At 33.1% G+C, this 18,008-nt stretch carries 15 protein-coding genes; 7 read left to right on the top strand and 8 right to left on the bottom strand.

Annotated elements, in window-relative coordinates:
* Positions 1-27: 27 nt before the first annotated feature.
* On the bottom strand, positions 28-3,444 hold the full coding sequence (gene mfd, locus RG22_RS09170; protein ID WP_034042645.1) for a transcription-repair coupling factor: 3,417 nt from the start codon (positions 3,442-3,444) through the stop codon (positions 28-30).
* 229 nt (positions 3,445-3,673) lie between these two features.
* On the opposite strand from mfd, the gene RG22_RS09165 reads away from it, so the two are divergent.
* A complete protein-coding gene (locus RG22_RS09165; RefSeq protein WP_034042644.1) occupies positions 3,674-4,105 on the top strand; it encodes a tellurite resistance TerB family protein in 432 nt (143 codons plus the stop codon).
* 52 nt (positions 4,106-4,157) lie between these two features.
* Here RG22_RS09165 and RG22_RS09160 read toward each other — a convergent pair whose 3' ends face one another.
* Positions 4,158-6,305, bottom strand: coding sequence for a Tex family protein (locus tag RG22_RS09160; RefSeq protein ID WP_034042643.1), 2,148 nt, complete (start codon positions 6,303-6,305; stop codon positions 4,158-4,160).
* 66 nt (positions 6,306-6,371) lie between these two features.
* Here RG22_RS09160 and RG22_RS09155 point away from each other — a divergent pair, with 66 nt between their 5' ends.
* Positions 6,372-6,842, top strand: a complete 471-nt coding sequence (locus tag RG22_RS09155) for a hypothetical protein (protein WP_052143838.1) — start codon at positions 6,372-6,374, stop codon at positions 6,840-6,842.
* Positions 6,843-6,902: 60 nt separating this feature from the next.
* Here the strand turns inward: RG22_RS09155 and RG22_RS09150 are convergent, their stop codons facing one another.
* From RG22_RS09150 to metG, 3 genes are all read right to left on the bottom strand, one after another.
* A complete protein-coding gene (locus RG22_RS09150) occupies positions 6,903-7,610 on the bottom strand; it encodes a YiaD family glycine zipper/OmpA-like lipoprotein (protein ID WP_034042641.1) in 708 nt (235 codons plus the stop codon).
* Between the two features lie 9 nt (positions 7,611-7,619).
* Positions 7,620-8,087 carry a lipocalin family protein gene (locus tag RG22_RS09145; protein ID WP_034042639.1) on the bottom strand — a complete coding sequence of 156 codons (468 nt, stop codon included), beginning with the start codon at positions 8,085-8,087 and terminating at the stop codon, positions 7,620-7,622.
* Positions 8,088-8,293: 206 nt separating this feature from the next.
* Entirely contained in the window at positions 8,294-10,378 is a 2,085-nt protein-coding gene (metG, locus tag RG22_RS09140) for a methionine--tRNA ligase (protein ID WP_034042637.1), read from the bottom strand.
* Positions 10,379-10,579: 201 nt separating this feature from the next.
* On the opposite strand from metG, the gene RG22_RS09135 reads away from it, so the two are divergent.
* Positions 10,580-11,596, top strand: coding sequence for a S66 peptidase family protein (locus RG22_RS09135; protein WP_052143689.1), 1,017 nt, complete (start codon positions 10,580-10,582; stop codon positions 11,594-11,596).
* 180 nt (positions 11,597-11,776) lie between these two features.
* Positions 11,777-12,490: a hypothetical protein gene (locus RG22_RS09130; protein WP_034042634.1), complete on the top strand. Its 714-nt coding sequence runs from the start codon at positions 11,777-11,779 to the stop codon at positions 12,488-12,490.
* 31 nt (positions 12,491-12,521) lie between these two features.
* Here RG22_RS09130 and RG22_RS09125 read toward each other — a convergent pair whose 3' ends face one another.
* Complete coding sequence (locus tag RG22_RS09125) at positions 12,522-13,298, bottom strand: TerB family tellurite resistance protein (RefSeq protein ID WP_034042632.1); 777 nt, start codon at positions 13,296-13,298, stop codon at positions 12,522-12,524.
* A gap of 258 nt (positions 13,299-13,556) precedes the next feature.
* Between RG22_RS09125 and RG22_RS09120 the strand changes: the two genes are divergently transcribed.
* A complete protein-coding gene (locus RG22_RS09120; protein WP_034042631.1) occupies positions 13,557-13,967 on the top strand; it encodes a BrxA/BrxB family bacilliredoxin in 411 nt (136 codons plus the stop codon).
* An 84-nt stretch (positions 13,968-14,051) separates the two neighbouring features.
* Here RG22_RS09120 and lysM read toward each other — a convergent pair whose 3' ends face one another.
* Both lysM and RG22_RS09110 read right to left on the bottom strand, forming a co-directional pair.
* On the bottom strand, positions 14,052-14,537 hold the full coding sequence (gene lysM / locus RG22_RS09115) for a peptidoglycan-binding protein LysM (protein WP_034042630.1): 486 nt from the start codon (positions 14,535-14,537) through the stop codon (positions 14,052-14,054).
* A gap of 174 nt (positions 14,538-14,711) precedes the next feature.
* Positions 14,712-15,650: a hypothetical protein gene (locus tag RG22_RS09110; RefSeq protein ID WP_034042629.1), complete on the bottom strand. Its 939-nt coding sequence runs from the start codon at positions 15,648-15,650 to the stop codon at positions 14,712-14,714.
* 131 nt (positions 15,651-15,781) lie between these two features.
* Here RG22_RS09110 and RG22_RS09105 point away from each other — a divergent pair, with 131 nt between their 5' ends.
* Together RG22_RS09105 and RG22_RS09100 are read left to right on the top strand one after the other, a co-directional pair.
* Positions 15,782-16,783 (top strand): NAD(P)H-dependent glycerol-3-phosphate dehydrogenase, encoded by a 1,002-nt coding sequence (locus RG22_RS09105; RefSeq protein ID WP_034042627.1) that lies wholly within the window; start codon positions 15,782-15,784, stop codon positions 16,781-16,783.
* Between the two features lie 2 nt (positions 16,784-16,785).
* Positions 16,786-18,000, top strand: coding sequence for a glycoside hydrolase family protein (locus RG22_RS09100; protein WP_034042626.1), 1,215 nt, complete (start codon positions 16,786-16,788; stop codon positions 17,998-18,000).
* Positions 18,001-18,008: the final 8 nt, after the last annotated feature.

The following is an 18,008-nucleotide window of genomic DNA, read 5'->3' as shown; positions in this document are numbered from 1 at the left end:
TTTAATTTAATTTTAATAAAACAATAATCAAGCCATTATAGGTTTTAAAACTGCTAAGGCTTGTTTTACAGATTTAATAGATTCAAAAGTAAGTAATAATCGTAAACCATTACGAGTTTGCTTTTCTTTCATTTTACAAATATTTGGATTTGTTTGAACAAATTGAAGCACTTTAGTAAAATTACTACTTTGGTAAAAATTACTTTGTTGATCGTTTATAAAATACCCAATAAATTTGCCTTGCTTCATAATAATCTTCTCAAACCCTAATTTGGTAGCAATCCACTTTATTTGGACACTATTTAACAAATCGGTCACTTGTGTTGGCAATTCTCCAAAACGGTCTACAAGTTCAGTTTCAAATTTTTGTAATTCTTCTTCAGTTTTTAAATTATTAAGCTGTGTATACAAGTTTAATCGTTCTGCAATATTATTTACATAATCGTCTGGAAAAAGCAATTCAAAATCGGTATCAATCGTTACTTCTTTTACATAAACTTTATCGACTTCATCTTCATTATACAACTCTTTAAACTCGTTTTCTTTGAGTTCTTCAATGGCTTCATTCAGTATTTTTTGATAGGTATCAAACCCAATTTCATTTATAAACCCACTTTGTTCTCCACCCAATAAATCGCCTGCTCCTCGAATTTCTAAATCTTTCATAGCGATATTAAAACCGCTTCCTAGTTCTGTAAACTGCTCTAAAGCGGTGATTCGTTTTCTGGCATCATCGGTCATTGCAGAATACTCTGGCGTTATAAAATAACAGAAAGCTTTTTTGTTACTTCGCCCAACACGCCCACGCATTTGATGTAAATCGCTCAACCCAAAATTATTGGCATTATTTATAAAAATAGTGTTTGCATTTGGTACGTCGAGTCCGCTTTCTACAATAGTTGTACTTACAAGAACATCAAATTCACCATCCATAAATGCCAGCATCAATTGTTCTAATTTTTTGCCTTCCATTTGCCCATGACCAATACCAATTTTAGCATCAGGTACCAAACGCTGCAACATACCAGCGACTTCTTTAATGTTTTCTATGCGATTATGAATGAAGAATATTTGTCCGCCACGTTGAATCTCATAGCTCACTGCGTCACGAATGGTTTCTTCATTAAATCTGATAACATGACTTTCTATAGGGTAACGATTTGGAGGCGGCGTTGTAATTACCGATAAATCTCGTGCTGCCATTAAACTAAACTGCAAAGTACGCGGAATTGGCGTTGCGGTTAGCGTTAAAACATCAACATTATCCTTTAAAGTCTTTAATTTTTCTTTTACGGCAACTCCAAACTTTTGCTCTTCATCAACTATTAAAAGACCTAAATCTTTAAATTTTACATTTTTATTAACGAGTTGATGTGTGCCAATAATAATATCAACATTTCCTTTTTCTAAACCTTCTAAAGTTTCTCGTTTTTCTTTAGCAGTTCTAAATCGGTTTACATAATCTACCGTAACGGGAAAATCCTTTAAACGTTCACGAAACGTCCTAGAATGCTGATAAGCCAAAATAGTGGTTGGCACTAAAACAGCCACTTGTTTTCCATTATCAACTGCTTTAAAAGCTGCTCGAATGGCAACCTCTGTTTTACCAAAACCAACATCGCCACAAACCAAACGATCCATGGGGCGTTCGCTTTCCATATCGGCTTTAATATCTGCTGTTGCGGTACTTTGGTCAGGAGTATCTTCGTAAATAAAAGAGGCTTCCAACTCGTGTTGCATGTAACTGTCTGGATTATATTGATAGCCCTTTTGTGTTTTACGTTTTGCGTAAAGTTTTATTAGATTAAACGCAACGTGTTTTACACGTGCTTTTGTTTTTTGTTTAAGGGTTTTCCACGCATTACTCCCCAATTTATAAATCTTGGGCGGCTTACCGTCTTTACCATTAAATTTGGTAATTTTATGCAATGAATGAATACTTAAATATAAGACATCACGCTCGCCATAAACTAATTTTATAGCTTCTTGTTTTTTGCCTTCTACATCTATTTTTTGAAGTCCGCCAAAACGCCCAATACCATGATCAATATGGGTTACATAATCGCCAATGTCTAAACTTGTAAGTTCTTTTAACGTAATGGCTTGCTTTTTTGCATAGCCATTTTTAAGATGAAATTTATGATAGCGTTCAAAAATTTCATGATCAGTATAACAAACAATTTTGCCATCATGATCTACAAACCCTTGATGCAATGATAAAATTATGGTTTGATATGCTTTAACATCGAGATTCGAATCGTCAAAAATATCATGGAATCGTTTGGCTTGCTGTTCGCTTATACAAGCAATGTAATTAGTATAACCGTTTTCGTGATTGTTATTTAAGTCTTCTATTAAAAGATTGAATTGTTTGTTGAATGATGGTTGTGGTGTGGTGCTGAAAGTGATTTCGTTTACGTCTTTACGAGGAGCTTGCGACGTGGTAATCTCTCCAATTGAAACAGATTGCACCGCTTCACTCGCAATGACGTTATTATTAAAAACCGATGTCGTTCCAAACTCAATAATTGAAAAATCTAACAATTGCTTTTTTAATAGCGTTGCATTACAAAAAAGCTCGTTAGGTTCGGCATGTTTAATATCTGTTGAAAGCGTTTTAAAAGCATCTTCTGCTTTTTCATAAAAATCGTTTATTCTTGAAAAGAATAAATCAACATTTTTAAAACAAACCACTGTTTTTTGAGCAATATACTTTAAGAAGCTTTGTCTACTTTCATCCAATAATTTATTTGCAACATTAGGAATGATGTTTATTTTTTTAACCTGCTCGATAGATAGTTGCGTTTCTACATCAAAGGTTCTAATACTATCAACCTCATCGCCAAAAAACTCGATACGATACGGTTCGTCATGCGAAAACGAAAACACATCCACAATACCACCACGCACCGAAAACTCACCAGGTTCTGTAACGAAGTCGACGCGTTTAAATAGATACTCAAACAAGACTTCGTTTACAAAATCGATAGAAACTTTATCGTTTACAGACACCTTTAAAGTATGGCGTTCTAACTCTTTTCTAGTAACCACTTGCTCAAAAAGGGCATCTGGATACGTAACAATTATAGCTGGCTTTTTTTGTGAATTTATACGGTTTAAAACCTCAGCACGGAGCAATACATTGGCATTATCGGTTTCTTCAATTTGATAAGGCCTGCGGTAACTACCAGGATAAAACAACACATCTTTGGCGTTACACAACTGTTCTAAATCATTTAGGTAATGCGCCGCTTCTTCTTTATCGTTAAAAACAATTAGAAAAGGTTTTTCGGCTTGTTTAAAAATACTTGAAATGACAAAGGAAAAAGATGATCCAACGAGTCCTTTTACATGTGTTTTAATTCCGGTTTGGGCAATAGCAGTTTGCAGATTTTGCGTTTGCAAAGTCTGTGCATAGGTTTGCGAGAGGATAGATTTACTCACCTAATTATTAAATTTTAAGATTGCAAAGATACGCTTTAGAATTATTTTTAAGTAGATTTATAAGAAATTCAAGAATGTTTATTTTTATTTAGCATTAAGGATTGCACCTCCTCGTCTCCGCTCAAGATAAACATTTTGTTTACAAAATGAAATGCTCAAAAAAAGCTAATTTTTAATTTAAAAAGGCTTGAAGTTTATTTATATTTGCAGCACAAAAAAACAAAAACATATGTCGTTTTCAGATTTATTTGATAGTGGATTTAAAAAGCGTAATGAAGATCATTTTGCTTCAATTGTTAGAATAGCCATGGATGATGGAGTTATTACTGATGATGAGAAAGCATTTTTAGATAGATTAGCTCGTAATTTAAGTATTAGTGAAGGGGATTATAAAATAATTTTAAAGGATTATAAATCGCACCCAATAAACCCCCCTATGTCTTACGATAAACGTTTAGAGCGTTTATACGACTTGGTTCGTATGGTACATGTAGACCAAATTAATGGAGATCCAGAACATAAACTTTTAAATAAAATTGGTGTTGGACTTGGTTTTCATGCTGTAAACGTAAAATATATTGCTGACAAGGCTTTAACGCTAGTAAATAACGGTGTTGATTTAGATACTTTTATAAACGAAATTAAAAACATGAACAGATAATCTGTTTTTGTTTTAATATAAAAAATGCGAACTACTTTTTAGTTCGCATTTTTTATTTGTGTAATTTTAATTGAATACGCTTTCGCGGAACATCTACCTCTAAAACTTTTACAATAATTTGTTGATGAAGACTTACGTGTTCATTTACATCCTTTACAAAACTATCAGACAAATTAGAAACATGAATTAAGCCGCTTTCTTTAATTCCAACATCTACAAAACAGCCAAAATTAGTAATGTTATTTACAATTCCAGGAAGTAATTGTCCTTCTTTTAAATCGTTAATCGTTTTTATATTTTGATTAAATGTAAAAACTTTAGCTTGTTCTCTAATATCTAAACCTGGTTTTTCTAGTTCTTTAATAATGTCTTCAAGTGTTAGTAATCCAATGAACTCTGTGCAATATTTTTTTAAATCTATCTTTTGAAGCACATCTTTATTTCTAATTAATTCGGCAACCGATTTCCCTAAATCTTTAGCCATTTTAGCAATAATAACATAACTTTCAGGATGTACTGCAGAATCGTCTAATGGGTTTTTAGCATTTTTGATTCTTAAAAAAGCTGCCCCTTGTTCGAAAGCTTTTGCTCCTAAACGTGGTACTTTTTTAATATCATTTCTTGATGTGAAAATGCCTTTTTCATTTCGAAAATTAAAAATATTTTCGGCTAGTTTTGGCCCAATTCCCGACACATAACTCAATAACGACTTACTTGCTGTGTTAATGTTTACACCAACGGCATTTACACAATTTTCAACCACAACATCTAATTCTTTTTGAAGTTTAGCTTGATCGACGTCGTGTTGATATTGTCCAACACCAATAGATTTGGCATCAATTTTTACTAATTCTGCTAACGGATCTTGTAAACGACGACCAATAGAAACCGAACCTCGAACCGTAACATCGTAATTAGGAAATTCTTCTCGTGCAATTTTTGATGCTGAATAAATACTCGCTCCAGCTTCGCTTACTACAAAAACTTGTACATTATTTTTAAAATGAACTTTTCTAATTAATGCTTCGGTTTCTCGCGATGCTGTACCGTTACCAATAGCAATCGCTTCAATTTTATAAGCATCGGCTAAAGAGCTTATCTTCTTCATGGCAGCAATACTATCGTTTTTTGGAGGATGCGGATAAATAGTTTCGTTATATTTTAATTGCCCTTGTGCGTCTAAACATACCACTTTACAACCTGTTCTAAACCCTGGGTCGATAGCTAAAATACGTTTTTCTCCTAATGGCGAACCTAATAACAATTGCTTTAAGTTTTTTGCAAAAACAGTTATTGCAGACTCGTCGGCTTTATCTTTAGCTATCTGTAAAGCTTCGTTACTTAACGATGGAAATAACAAACGTTTATAAGCATCTTGAATAGCTATTTGAATGTGTTCCGCGCAAGCGTTATTGCTTTTAATAATGCGTCTTTCTATGTTGCCCAAAGCGCGGTCGTCGTCTATACTAATTTTAACTCTAATAAAACTTTCACTTTCAGCTCTTAAAATAGCTAATAAGCGGTGTGATGGTATCCGGCTTAACGATTCTTCCCAATCAAAATAATCTCTAAATTTTTGAGCTTTTTCACTTGCACTGAGCGCCGTCGAAGTATCGGCTTTTGCCTTTACTACTTTTGTGGAAATCATAGCGAAACGCTCTAATTGATGACGAATATTCGTTCTAATATCGGTACGTTCGTTTATCCATTCTGCAATAATATGTCTTGCGCCTTCTAAAGCATCATCAATCGAATTAACTTTACCTTTTACATATCTTAATGCGATAGATTCTAAATCATTTGCATTCTGACTCATTATAATTTTTGCTAATGGTTCCAGTCCATTTTGTCGTGCTTTTTCAGCTTTTGTTTTTCGACTTTTCTTGTATGGTAAGTATAAATCTTCAAGTGTCGTTAAATCTTGAGTAGCTTCAATTTTTTGTTGCAATTCTAAAGTTAAAAGCTCTTGTTCTTCTAGTGTTTTTAAGATTGATTTTTTGCGTTTTTGTAAAGCTTCAAACTGTTCCTTAAATTTTACTATCTCGCCTATTTGTACCTCATCTAAATTGCCTGTTCGCTCTTTTCTGTAACGCGATATAAAAGGAATAGTGCAATCTTCATCCAATAATTGAATTGTATTTTTTACCGATTGTTCTGGTAGTTGTGTATGTGAAATTATGTATTTTAGTTGTCCCAACATTTGCCTTTAAGTTATTAAGCAAAAATAAGGTTTATGTGTCATTTAAATTTAAAAAAACAGCATACCATGAAACATTTATTTAAAGTGATTTTAATTTTTATTGTAACCTTTACAAGTTGCCAAAAAGCGATAACAAAAATTGATGATTCTGCCGACTTTAAAGCTGTTGAACAAGTTGTACAAGGCGTATTTGATGATATTTGGAGTGATAAGAAGGCAGAACTGCTCACTAAATATCATACTGATGATTTTATACTTTTAGAACATGGTGAGGTTTGGACTAATGATACAATTGCCAATTGGTGCAAGCGTGCCAAACTAAGAGACACCGGTTTAAAACGTATTAATAGTTTTGATTTTTTTAAGGCAGAAAAAGAAGATAATCGTATTTGGATGGCATACCATAACTATGCTACCATAAAATCTGATAGTTTAGAGCGCAAATTACAATGGCTAGAAAGTATTGTGGCTATTAAAAAGGATAGCACATGGAAGTTAGAAATGATGCATTCTACTAGAGTGAATATAACGCAATAAAAAAACAGGGATATATCTAAAAAGATATACCCCTGTTTTAATCATCAATCAAACAAAAGGCTAATTATCACCAACCTGTTTTTTTGCATCATCAACCATTTTTTCATTTGGTAAAATAGCCACATTTACACGTCTGTTTTTAGCTCTACCCTCAGCCGTTGTATTATCGTGTATAGGTTGAGTCTCACCAAACCAATTTGTGGTTAAACGACCAGAGCTTACTCCGTTTTGCGTAAAATAATTAGTTACAGCATACGCTCTGTTTTTAGAAAGCGTCATATTATAATTAGCATCTCCAACACTGTCTGTGTGACCTACTACAAGAATATTAGTATCTGGAAATTCTTTAAAAACATTAGTAAGTTTATTTAAAGTTGTTTGAGACGCATCGTTAATATTGTATTTATTAGTTGAGAAATATACACCGCTACCCTCATCAAAAGTCACCACAATACCATCATCTACTCGTTCCACTTTTGCTCCAGGAATTTCCTCTTCTATTTTTTGAGCTTGCTTATCCATTTTATTTCCTATAAGCACTCCAGCCGTTCCACCTACTACACCACCAATAACTGCTCCTAATTCGCCATTACCTCCTTTTCCAACATTGTTACCAATAATAGCTCCTAAAATAGCGCCACCAGTAGTACCAATTACAGCTCCTTTTTGTTTATTGTTTGCGTTTTGAACTGCTTTACAATTCATTAAACTTATTGTTAAAGCACCCGTGAATAGTATTATTCCTATTTTATTTATAAAAGTTCTCATAGTTGTCTATTATTTAGTGAAATTCATATTAATTATAAATGGCTTTCCATCTACATATACGGTTTGTTGCCATTGCATGTTTGTATCTGATAAAGATTTTAAGGTTAAACGAAAGCCTTGATTTGTATCAGATTTTCCTTTTTCACTTGTGGGTTTCAATAGAAAACCATACAATCCAGTTTGTTCATCTATTTCTTGAATAGTAAAATTAAAATAGCGCATTCCCGGTGAACAATTGGCATCATTAATATTATATGTTCCCGTATTATTGTTTGGAATAAAACGCCATATACTACCTTCAAAACATGCTTTTGAGGCATCGTTTAACAAAGTGACATTGTAAGTCCCTAGTGCACTATAATCTATTTTATTTAAAGTCCATTCTCCTTTTAATACCTTTTTAGAATCTCTAACGGTTTTTGATGAACTACAAGACAAAACACTAATTGTAATAAGCAATAAGAATATTCTTTTCATATTTAGTTGTTTTAATTAATAACATACTATATACGAGTTTGCTACCCTAGGTAGATGTTAGGACAATTTATATGTTAATAAGCCAAATTGATTTTAACCCCTTGTAATCTGTTAAAAAACAAAAGGTTAAACATGTAATAAAGACTCTTTTAGAAGTAAATATTTAACAATGAATTAACAAAAGTATCTGTATTCAAAATAAGTGTTTAACTTATCTGTAAACCATTATCAATATTAGCATCATCAGGATTCACAAATACCAATTTCCCATCGGGAGTTTCAGTCATTAAAATCATACCTTGGCTTTCTACACCACGCAATGCTCTTGGTGCTAAATTAACTAAAACGGTTACTCGTTTTCCTACCACTTCTTCCGCAGTAAAACTTTCTGCAATTCCAGAGACTATTGTACGTACATCAATTCCTGTATCTACTTTTAAAACTAAAAGCTTTTTAGCTTTTGGTATTTTTTCGGCTTCTAAAATAGTCCCAACACGAATGTCTAATTTGGTAAAATCTTCAAAAGTAATAGTCTTTTTTTGTGGTTCAACTACAGCATTAGCAATTTCATTAGCTTTTTTACTAGCTACTAGTTTGTCTAATTGTTTTTGAATGGTGTCATCTTCAATTTTTGAAAACAATAATTCTGCTTTTCCTATTTGCAGACCTGCTGGAATTAAAGTATTTTTTGATTTGATATCATTCCATGTGTTCTCGATACGATTCTCCGCTGTCGAATCACTCGAACTGACATTAAGAACTTCTTTTAATTTATTAGATGTAAATGGTAAAAAAGGTTCACTTAAAGTCGCTAAGGCTGATGCTATTTGTAATGACACATACATAATAGTTTGTGTGCGAGCTTCGTCTACTTTAATGACTTTCCATGGCTCCTCGTCGGCTAAATACTTATTGCCTAATCGTGCTAAATTCATAAGTTCTTGCCCTGCTTCTCTAAAACGATAACGCTCAATAGAACTTGCAATCACATCTGGATAGGCTTTAATAGTGGCTAGTGTTTCCTCATCTATTTGAGTCAATTCATTTGGAGCAGGCACAATTCCGCTATAATATTTATTAGTAAGTACAACTACACGATTAATAAAGTTGCCAAAAATGGCTACTAATTCGTTATTATTTCGTGCTTGAAAATCTTTCCAAGTAAAATCGTTATCCTTCGTTTCAGGGGCATTTGCTGTTAAAACATAGCGTAACACATCTTGTTGATTTGGAAAATCTTGTAAATATTCTGGTAACCAAACTGCCCAATTTTTAGAGGTTGATAATTTATTACCTTCTAAATTTAAAAACTCATTTGCTGGCACATTTTCGGGTAAAATATATGAGCCCTCGCTTTTTAGCATAGCTGGGAAAATAATACAATGAAATACAATATTATCTTTACCTATAAAATGCACCAATTTGGTGTCTTTATCTTTCCAATAGGGTTCCCAATCTTTTCCTTCACGAGCTGCCCATTCTTTTGTTGAAGAAATATAGCCAATAGGCGCATCAAACCAAACGTACAATACTTTGCCTTCGCCTCCTTTTGCTGGAACTGGAATACCCCAATCTAAATCGCGGGTAACTGCACGCGGACGTAAACCATCATCAATCCAAGATTTTACTTGTCCATAAACATTTGGTTTCCAATCTTTTTTATGCCCTTTTAAAATCCATTCTTTTAAAAATTCTTCGTGTTTATCTAAAGGTAAAAACCAATGTTTTGTTTGTTTTAATGTCGGTACATTTCCTGTAATTGCCGATTTTGGATTTATCAAATCTGTTGCATTATGACTTGTTCCGCAGTTTTCACATTGGTCGCCATAGCTTTCTTCATTTCCACATTTTGGGCAAGTACCAACAACAAAACGATCTGCTAAAAACTGGTTAGCTTCTTCATCAAATAATTGCTCAGTGGTTTCTTCAACAAACTCCCCTTTATCATTTAAAGTTGTGAAAAATTCAGATGCTGTTTCATGATGAATTTTAGCCGATGTACGTGAGTAATTATCAAACGTAATTCCAAATTCTTCAAAAGATTGTTTAATTATGGCGTGATATTTATCTACAATATCTTGCGGAGAAACACCTTCTTTTTTTGCTTTAATAGTAATAGGCACACCATGTTCGTCACTTCCGCAAACAAAAAGCACATCATTTCCTGTTAAACGTAAATAGCGTGCATAAATATCGGCTGGCACATAAACTCCTGCTAAATGTCCAATATGAATAGCACCGTTAGTATAAGGTAACGCTGCGGTAATGGTATGTCGTTTTGGTTGATTCATCAATCTAAAAATTAAATTTTAATCGTCATTGCGAAGGAGGTTACGACTGTGGCAATCTCATGAACAGGAAACTAAATTAAACAGATTCCCTCGCTTCACTTCGACAAGCTCAGTGTAACACGCTCGGAATGACGTATCATTTTAAAGCCGTAAAAGTACACATTTTGCTACCTATTTAGAAAAAAAATGTAAATTTACATTATGACAAAACATATTTTAATTATCGTTTTAAGTTGCGCTCTTTTTTTCTTTGGAAAAGAAACCATTTCTGCACAAAATACAATATCAAATAAAACCAGTAAATTGATACAACCACCTTATTTAAAAGCAGGTGACACGGTTGCTATTGTTGCCCCTTCTGGTGTTTTAAAAAATAAAAACGAAGCTATAGAGCAAACCAGAGCACTTCTTAAAAGTTGGGGATTGCATAGCGTTATTGGCGACCATGTTTATAATCAAGCAAACCATTTTGCAGGAACCGATAATGAACGTTGTGAAGATTTTCAAAAAGCTTTAGACGATCCTACAATTAGTGCCATTTTATGCGCTCGCGGTGGCTACGGAACGGTTAGAATTCTTGATAAACTAGATTATACAACATTTAAAAATCATCCCAAATGGCTGATTGGATATTCTGATATTACAGCTTTACACAATCAATTTCATAATGAAGGCTTTGAAAGTTTGCATGCCATGATGTGTACCAGTATGATTGATGATTTAGAAGCCATTAAAGAAACCATTTCAACCTTTAAAGATGCTCTTTTCGGGAATCCTATAAGCTATACTTTAGAAGGTTCTGAATATAATAAATCTGGCACAAGTTCTGGACAACTTGTTGGCGGAAACTTGACTTTACTGCATACTATGTTGGGCTCTGAAACTAGTATTGATGTTTCTGGAAAAATACTTTTTATTGAAGAAGTTGGAGAACACAAATACCATATAGACCGCATGTTACAAAGCTTAAAACGCGCTGGATATTTTGATAATTGCCAAGGTGTAATTGTTGGAGATATTAATAAAATGAGAAAAAATACAACGCCTTGGGGAAGTTCAATTGAGCAACTCATTTTAGATGCTCTTGCTGATTATGATTTCCCCATTGCGTTTAATATGCCTGCTGGACACGAGGATGATAATCGTGCTTTAATTTTAGGGCGTGCTATTAAATTGACCGTTGCTAAAAATAAAAGTACGGTTGTTTTTGAAGAATAGTTATAACTTATTATGTTTTACCAAATAAAAGTATAGTTGCAGATCTTAATACTTGGGAAAATCAACCGCTTGCGGAAAAAGCTTTAGATGGAATTCTTGATATACATAACTGTTATAAAAAGTTTGCTGTTTTTTCGCAATAAGAAGCTATTGAGTTTATTGATTTGAATTATAAATACTATGATTTTTGCCCTAAACGAAGAAAATAAAAAAGTCAAAGCAAATACACTAGGAGAAACCGCTATTTGTCAATTTTGTAAATCACCATTAATTACAACTAAAAACCTTTCCTCTATTCTTTATTGGCATCATAAATCTGCTTACACAAATTATGATAAATGGTATAATTCAGTTTCCGAGTGGCAATTTGAGTGGATCTCTAATTTTCCTATCGAATGGCAAGAGGTTATTATCTTAAATGATAATGACATGCATATAGCAAATATAAAACTACCTAATAATGTAATTCTAAAATTTCAAGACGAAAAATTAACCTCTGAAGAAATAAAAAAAAGAGAAGAGTTTTTCAAAAACTTAATTTGGATATTTAATTCTACTTATTTAGGGATTTTTGATTTCAGCATTATAAATCAAAAAATTCTTAATGATTCCTTTTATCTTCAAATAAATCCGTTTGGGAAAATTAAAACTAATAAAAGTTGGGATTTTAAAAAATATCTCATTAACATATCAAAACCACTATTTATAGACCTTCTTCATAGAATTATATATATCAAAAATGTATATGTTGATAATGGGAATTTAAGCTTAAAAAATGATAAATTTAATCTATATAGGGTTTATTCTGAGAAAAATAAATATGAAAACCTAGTGCTTGAAATAATTATTTTGACAAAACATGATTTTTTAAAAAAATATCATCATTCTAAATAAGATTCCTGCCTGCGCAGAAATGACAAAAACACTAAAACCTACGCTCCTTCTGTAACTGCTCGTAAGCCGCCTGCACTTGCCTAAATTTTTCTTCGGCACCTTCTTGATGTTCTTTACCTAAGTGAATGACTTTATCTGGATGGTATTTTTTAGCCATTTTACGGTAGGCTTTTTTAATCTCATCGTTAGTAGCGCTTTTATCTATTTCTAAAATTTTATAGGCGTTTTCCTGACTATTATAAAACATGGCTTTTATACTCTCGTAATCACGTGAACTAATACCCAAATAACCCGCAATGGTATAGATTTGGCGTTCTTCATCACTGGTTACTGTACCATCTGCTTTAGCAATACCAAACAAAAAATGCATAAGTTGTAGGCGAGATGGGTGATCCATCATTTGCTTAATTTGCAAGCATACTGGCCTTACAGAAATGTTTTGCTTGCTTATATTTTTAAACAATTTAAAGGCATGATTTGCTCTTTCTTTACCATACATGTTTACAAATTGTTGACGTACAAAATCTAACTCACTTTGGTCTTGTTTGCCATCGGCTTTTATAACCACCGAGGCTAAGACAAGTAAACTCACTTCAAAATCACCCGATTGAGTTTGTGGGCGCTGTCTTTGGCGTGTTCTGTAAGTGGTCCGCCTGCTTTGTTGTGGGTTACCTTGCCCTAAAAACGGACTATTTTTCCCATCTGCCATAGCATCAACTATACTCCCTAATGCTAACCCAATTATAGCACCTATTGGACCACCAAACGACCAGCCTAATGAGGCACCTATCCATTTTGAAAAACTCATGTGTTTATTGTTTATTAAAGCGTAAATATACTATTGTTAGTTTAATTTTTTACGATTTTGTTACAGTTGCAACGCGTTAAGGATAGAAGACCTTCGACTACGCTCAGGATAAACTTATCCTTTTGCTTTTTTGCAAAAGATATAGCGGATAGCCTAACCTTATAATGCCATAAGCGTTTTAAGGGAACGCTCTAATAATAATTATCCCTTTTTTGATTAACTTTGCAGCGTATTAATTAAAACATAAAAATTTAAGATATGTATCCAGCAGAATTAGTAAAACCAATGCGCGAAGATTTAACCAATGTTGGTTTTGAAGAATTACATACTGCCGAGGCTGTTGATGTTGCTATAGCAAAAGAAGGAACAACTTTAGTGGTTGTAAATTCGGTTTGTGGCTGTGCCGCAGCAAATGCACGCCCAGGTGCTAGAATGAGTTTACAAAATGCTAAACGCCCTGATAATATAACAACTGTTTTTGCAGGTGTTGATAAGGAAGCTGTTGACAAAGTGAGAGGATATATGATTCCGTTTCCTCCAAGCTCACCGTGTATGGCTTTATTTAAAGATGGTGAATTAGTGCACATGTTAGAGCGTCACCACATTGAGGGCAGACCAGCAGAATTAATTGCTGAAAACTTAGTTGATGCTTATAACGAGCATTGTTAAAAGCTCAACTGTTTTCTCTTAAAAAATGAAAAAGCCAACTTATTGTTTAAGTTGGCTTTTTCATATAAAGTAGATGCTTTAAATTTAGTCTAAAGCAGGAATACGTAATACTTGTCCTGGATATATTTTATCTGGATCTGTAAGCATTGGTTTATTTGCTTCAAAAATTACTGGGTATTTCATAGCATTCCCATAATAGTTTTTAGCTATTTTTCCCAAAGTATCACCACTTATAACAGTATGAAATTGTGCTTCTGGCTCAGCATGCTCAACTGTCATTTGATCATCTACAGTTGCTATGCCGTTTGAATTACCTACAACTAAAACTACTTTTTCTTTTGTTGCTTGGTCGTAAGCCAATCCTGTTATTGTTGCTGCATCACCAGCAATGTGAATATTAAGGTTTTCTACTTGTAATTGTAAATCTCCAACTGTTTCTTGTAAACTTGCTGCTGCTGCTGCTTCAGCTTTAAGTTTAGCTTCTGCTGCTTCTGCTGCCTCTTCAGCATCTGTTTTTCCTATACCAAATACTTTGGCTCCTGCATTTTTAATGAATGAAAATAGTCCCATTTTTGTTTTATTTTTAAGGGTTACTGATTAATTTTTGTATGGGTTAAAATACGTTATTTTATCGATACATAAGTTTAGACACAAAAGAATTTAATAGTCACATATTTTGAAAAAAGAAACTGCCTAAAGCATATTGCTCTAGACAGTTTCTAAACTAAATAACCAACCAAACTTTTATTTAACCCTAGTATTCTCTCTTGGGTTGTCTACTTTATTTTTTCTATGCTTACGCATTTCGTTTCTTTTAACTGTAGCTTTTCTTTTTGCATCACTGCTTTTTAAATACTGAATGTATCCTCTACCTTCAAACTCGTAAACGGTTTCAGATGTTGGGTGATACAACTCTATCTTTCCATCATTTATAACGCTTAATTCAAAATATTCATTGTCAAAAAAGTCATAATCTAATGTTAAAGTTTTAAGCATTGTATTTCCTGTTATATTTCCAACACCATAAACACCTGTGTAATCCCAAATAAGATTACTTACGCTTGTTCCGTTTTCATCTTGTGAACTTCTAAAAGTTTCATCATCTCCACCAGCTAAAAACTGTAAATAATTTTCGTTATCAAATTCGTTTATCGCTCCAAACTCACTCGTATATGTCTTTTCCCAAGCTTCGTATTCTTGCAAGAAATAATGAATATTATCATAGAATACAAAATCGTAATCGAAATTACTACGTTGATATCCATCTAAAAAGTACGATGTATCATTATTTGGGTTATATAGTTCAATAGTATTATTATCTATTTGAAAAACATCAAAAGTTTCGAAACCATCTACATCGTGCGTTATATCTAGAATCATGTTATATGCATCGTAATCTGCAACTGCAATACCATAGCCATTGCCGCTACTACCAATACCAACTAAGTTATTATTTGCATACATAACACCATTTCTAAACGATATGGTAAATGCTTTTTGTAAAAATGGCGTTGTGCCATAACCACTGGTACTATTAATATCTACATACCATATCTCGTAAGAGCTTAGTAATTGGTTTATTGAAATTGTTGGTTCGTCATCAATTATATTTGTTTCTACATAGCATGATGTAAACAAAGTTGCTGTTAAGACAAAACTTAAAAGTATTTTTACAGTCTTCATAATCAAACATTTTTAGGGTTTCTATTTACAGGGTTTCAAAACGCGTGCCAAAAAAGATATGGTAATGTTTTTTTGACTTAACATTGATTAATATTTTATGTATTTTTGGTATTCAAATAATTTATGCTTTTATGGATAAACCTTTAAAATATGCGGTCTTTGGTGCAGGAAGTTGGGCAACAGCAATTGTAAAAATGCTTTGTGAGAATTTAGATGAAATTGGTTGGTATATGCGAAGTGTTTACACTAAAGAGCATCTATTAAAAGAACAGCACAATCCTAACTACTTAAGTTCGGTTGAGTTTCATTTAGAGCAATTAAAAATAAGTAATGATATTAATGAAATTGCTGATTATGCTGATGTTTTAATATTTGTAATTCCATCGGCTTTTATGCACTCCGAATTAGAAAAATTAACGGCTAATATTGAAAATAAAATTATTGTTTCCGCAGTAAAAGGTATTATGCCAGAAACTGGCTTATTGGTTGGTGAGCATTTTCATGATGTTTATAAAATTCCTTTTGATAATATTGCGGTTATCGCTGGCCCTTGTCATGCCGAAGAAGTTGCTTTAGAGCGCTTATCTTATTTAACAGTATCCTGTTCTGATGCTAAAAAAGCACAATATATTGCAGATGCTTTAGCTAGCCGTTACATAAAAACTAAAATTAGTGATGATATTATTGGTGTCGAATATGCTGTAATGCTAAAAAATATTTACGCTATTGCTGCAGGAATTGCCCATGGTTTAGGTTATGGCGACAATTTCCAAAGTGTATTAATGAGTAATGCCATCCGTGAAATGAAACGTTTTATTAAGAAGATGCATAAAATGAAACGTAATATTAATAATTCGGCTTATTTGGGTGATTTATTAGTTACTGGTTATTCGGTTTTTTCTAGAAATCGCATGTTTGGAAATATGATTGGTAAAGGCTATACCGTAAAATCTGCACAAATGGAAATGAGTATGGTTGCTGAAGGTTATTACGCAACAAAAAGTGCTCATTTACTTAACGAAAAGAACAAAAAGAAAACACAATTACCTATAATTAATGCGGTTTACGATATTTTATACGAAGGTAAAGATCCTAAAAAAGTGTTTAAAAAATTGACAGATAAATTGGACTAATAATGAAATCTTGTCTTATCAGTTTATGCTTGAGCATAGCATTTTTAGCGTGTAAGTCATCAAATGAAAAATCACTTCTTGTCACTGCAAAACCAATCGATGCTTATGTAAAAGGTGATGTTTTGGTTGGTCCTTCAGTACTAAATGATCCAGACAGGTTTGTTTGGGGAGCAAGTGTTATTAAAGATGGCGGTAAATACCATATGCTTTACAGTACTTGGGAATGTGGAGATTCTCTTCCTGCATTTGGTGATTCTTGGGTATTGCATTCTAAAATAGCGTATGCAACCTCTGATTTTCCTGACAAGGGGTTTGAATTTGAAAAAATTATTCTTGAAGGCAGAACGCTTTCTGGTGACTCCTTAGCTTGGGATGCCCAAATGGTTCATAACCCTCATATCAAAAAGTTTAATAACAAATTTTACCTGTATTATATTGGCTCAAAAGACCCTGGGAAACCCTTAGAAGGAGTTTCGGGTTTTAATCTTAATAAGCGTAATAGGGTACAGCAAAGTCAAAAAATAGGTGTTATCGAATTTGATAGTTTTGAGAATTTAATAGCGGGCAATTTTAAGCGACCAGACAACCCTTTAATAACACCAAGAACGCGTGTAAAACCTAATGATGTTATTAATCCGTCTCCAAAAGGTACCATTACAAAACCCGATAATTTAATTGTTGTAAATCCTTCCGTTGTACAACGTCCTTTTGATGGTAAATTTTTATTATACTTTAAAGGCAACATATATACTCCACATTGGAGGGGTGTACATGGAGTTGCTATTTCTGACAACCCTAACGGTCCTTTTACACCTACAAATGATTATGTTTTTGACATAAAAATGGACGATGGCTCTATAGCTTCGGCTGAAGATCCTTTTGTTTGGTATCATCAATCACACAAACAATTTTATGTTGTTTTAAAGGACTTTTCGGGAATAATAACTAAAAACAAGCCAGGGTTGGCTATTTTAAAATCTAAAGATGGGATTGTATGGACTAAGCCACAAAACTCATTTTTTATGAAAAAAGAGTTAATTCTTAAAAATGGAGATACAATTAAAGCTAACCGTTTAGAGCGTCCACAGTTATTAATTGACAATCAAGGCTACCCAATAACCTTATATTGTGCGTCATCTATTGTAAACGTTAGTCCACGTAAAGATGGCACGTCTTTTAATGTGCAAATTCCGTTGAATATTGCAGATTTTGAGTAATTTATTAG

This window comes from Wocania ichthyoenteri Th78 (assembly GCF_000789235.1).
GTDB lineage: Bacteria > Bacteroidota > Bacteroidia > Flavobacteriales > Flavobacteriaceae > Wocania_A > Wocania_A ichthyoenteri.
The sequence above is the reverse complement of the archived record's forward strand: the minus strand, read 5'-3'. Positions and strand labels throughout refer to the sequence as shown.

What these genes read in the sequence shown, in the direction of transcription:
- RG22_RS09135 (WP_052143689.1), top strand. Translation starts at nt 10,580, where the DNA reads ATGACAAAACATATTTTAATTATCGTTTTAAGTTGCGCTCTTTTTTTC.
- RG22_RS09165 (WP_034042644.1), top strand. Translation starts at nt 3,674, where the DNA reads ATGTCGTTTTCAGATTTATTTGATAGTGGATTTAAAAAGCGTAATGAA.
- RG22_RS09160 (WP_034042643.1), bottom strand. Translation starts at nt 6,305, where the DNA reads ATGTTGGGACAACTAAAATACATAATTTCACATACACAACTACCAGAA.
- RG22_RS09130 (WP_034042634.1), top strand. Translation starts at nt 11,777, where the DNA reads ATGATTTTTGCCCTAAACGAAGAAAATAAAAAAGTCAAAGCAAATACA.
- lysM (WP_034042630.1), bottom strand. Translation starts at nt 14,537, where the DNA reads ATGGGACTATTTTCATTCATTAAAAATGCAGGAGCCAAAGTATTTGGT.
- RG22_RS09145 (WP_034042639.1), bottom strand. Translation starts at nt 8,087, where the DNA reads ATGAAAAGAATATTCTTATTGCTTATTACAATTAGTGTTTTGTCTTGT.
- RG22_RS09150 (WP_034042641.1), bottom strand. Translation starts at nt 7,610, where the DNA reads ATGAGAACTTTTATAAATAAAATAGGAATAATACTATTCACGGGTGCT.
- RG22_RS09105 (WP_034042627.1), top strand. Translation starts at nt 15,782, where the DNA reads ATGGATAAACCTTTAAAATATGCGGTCTTTGGTGCAGGAAGTTGGGCA.
- RG22_RS09100 (WP_034042626.1), top strand. Translation starts at nt 16,786, where the DNA reads ATGAAATCTTGTCTTATCAGTTTATGCTTGAGCATAGCATTTTTAGCG.
- RG22_RS09125 (WP_034042632.1), bottom strand. Translation starts at nt 13,298, where the DNA reads ATGAGTTTTTCAAAATGGATAGGTGCCTCATTAGGCTGGTCGTTTGGT.
- metG (WP_034042637.1), bottom strand. Translation starts at nt 10,378, where the DNA reads ATGAATCAACCAAAACGACATACCATTACCGCAGCGTTACCTTATACT.
- RG22_RS09120 (WP_034042631.1), top strand. Translation starts at nt 13,557, where the DNA reads ATGTATCCAGCAGAATTAGTAAAACCAATGCGCGAAGATTTAACCAAT.
- RG22_RS09155 (WP_052143838.1), top strand. Translation starts at nt 6,372, where the DNA reads ATGAAACATTTATTTAAAGTGATTTTAATTTTTATTGTAACCTTTACA.
- RG22_RS09110 (WP_034042629.1), bottom strand. Translation starts at nt 15,650, where the DNA reads ATGAAGACTGTAAAAATACTTTTAAGTTTTGTCTTAACAGCAACTTTG.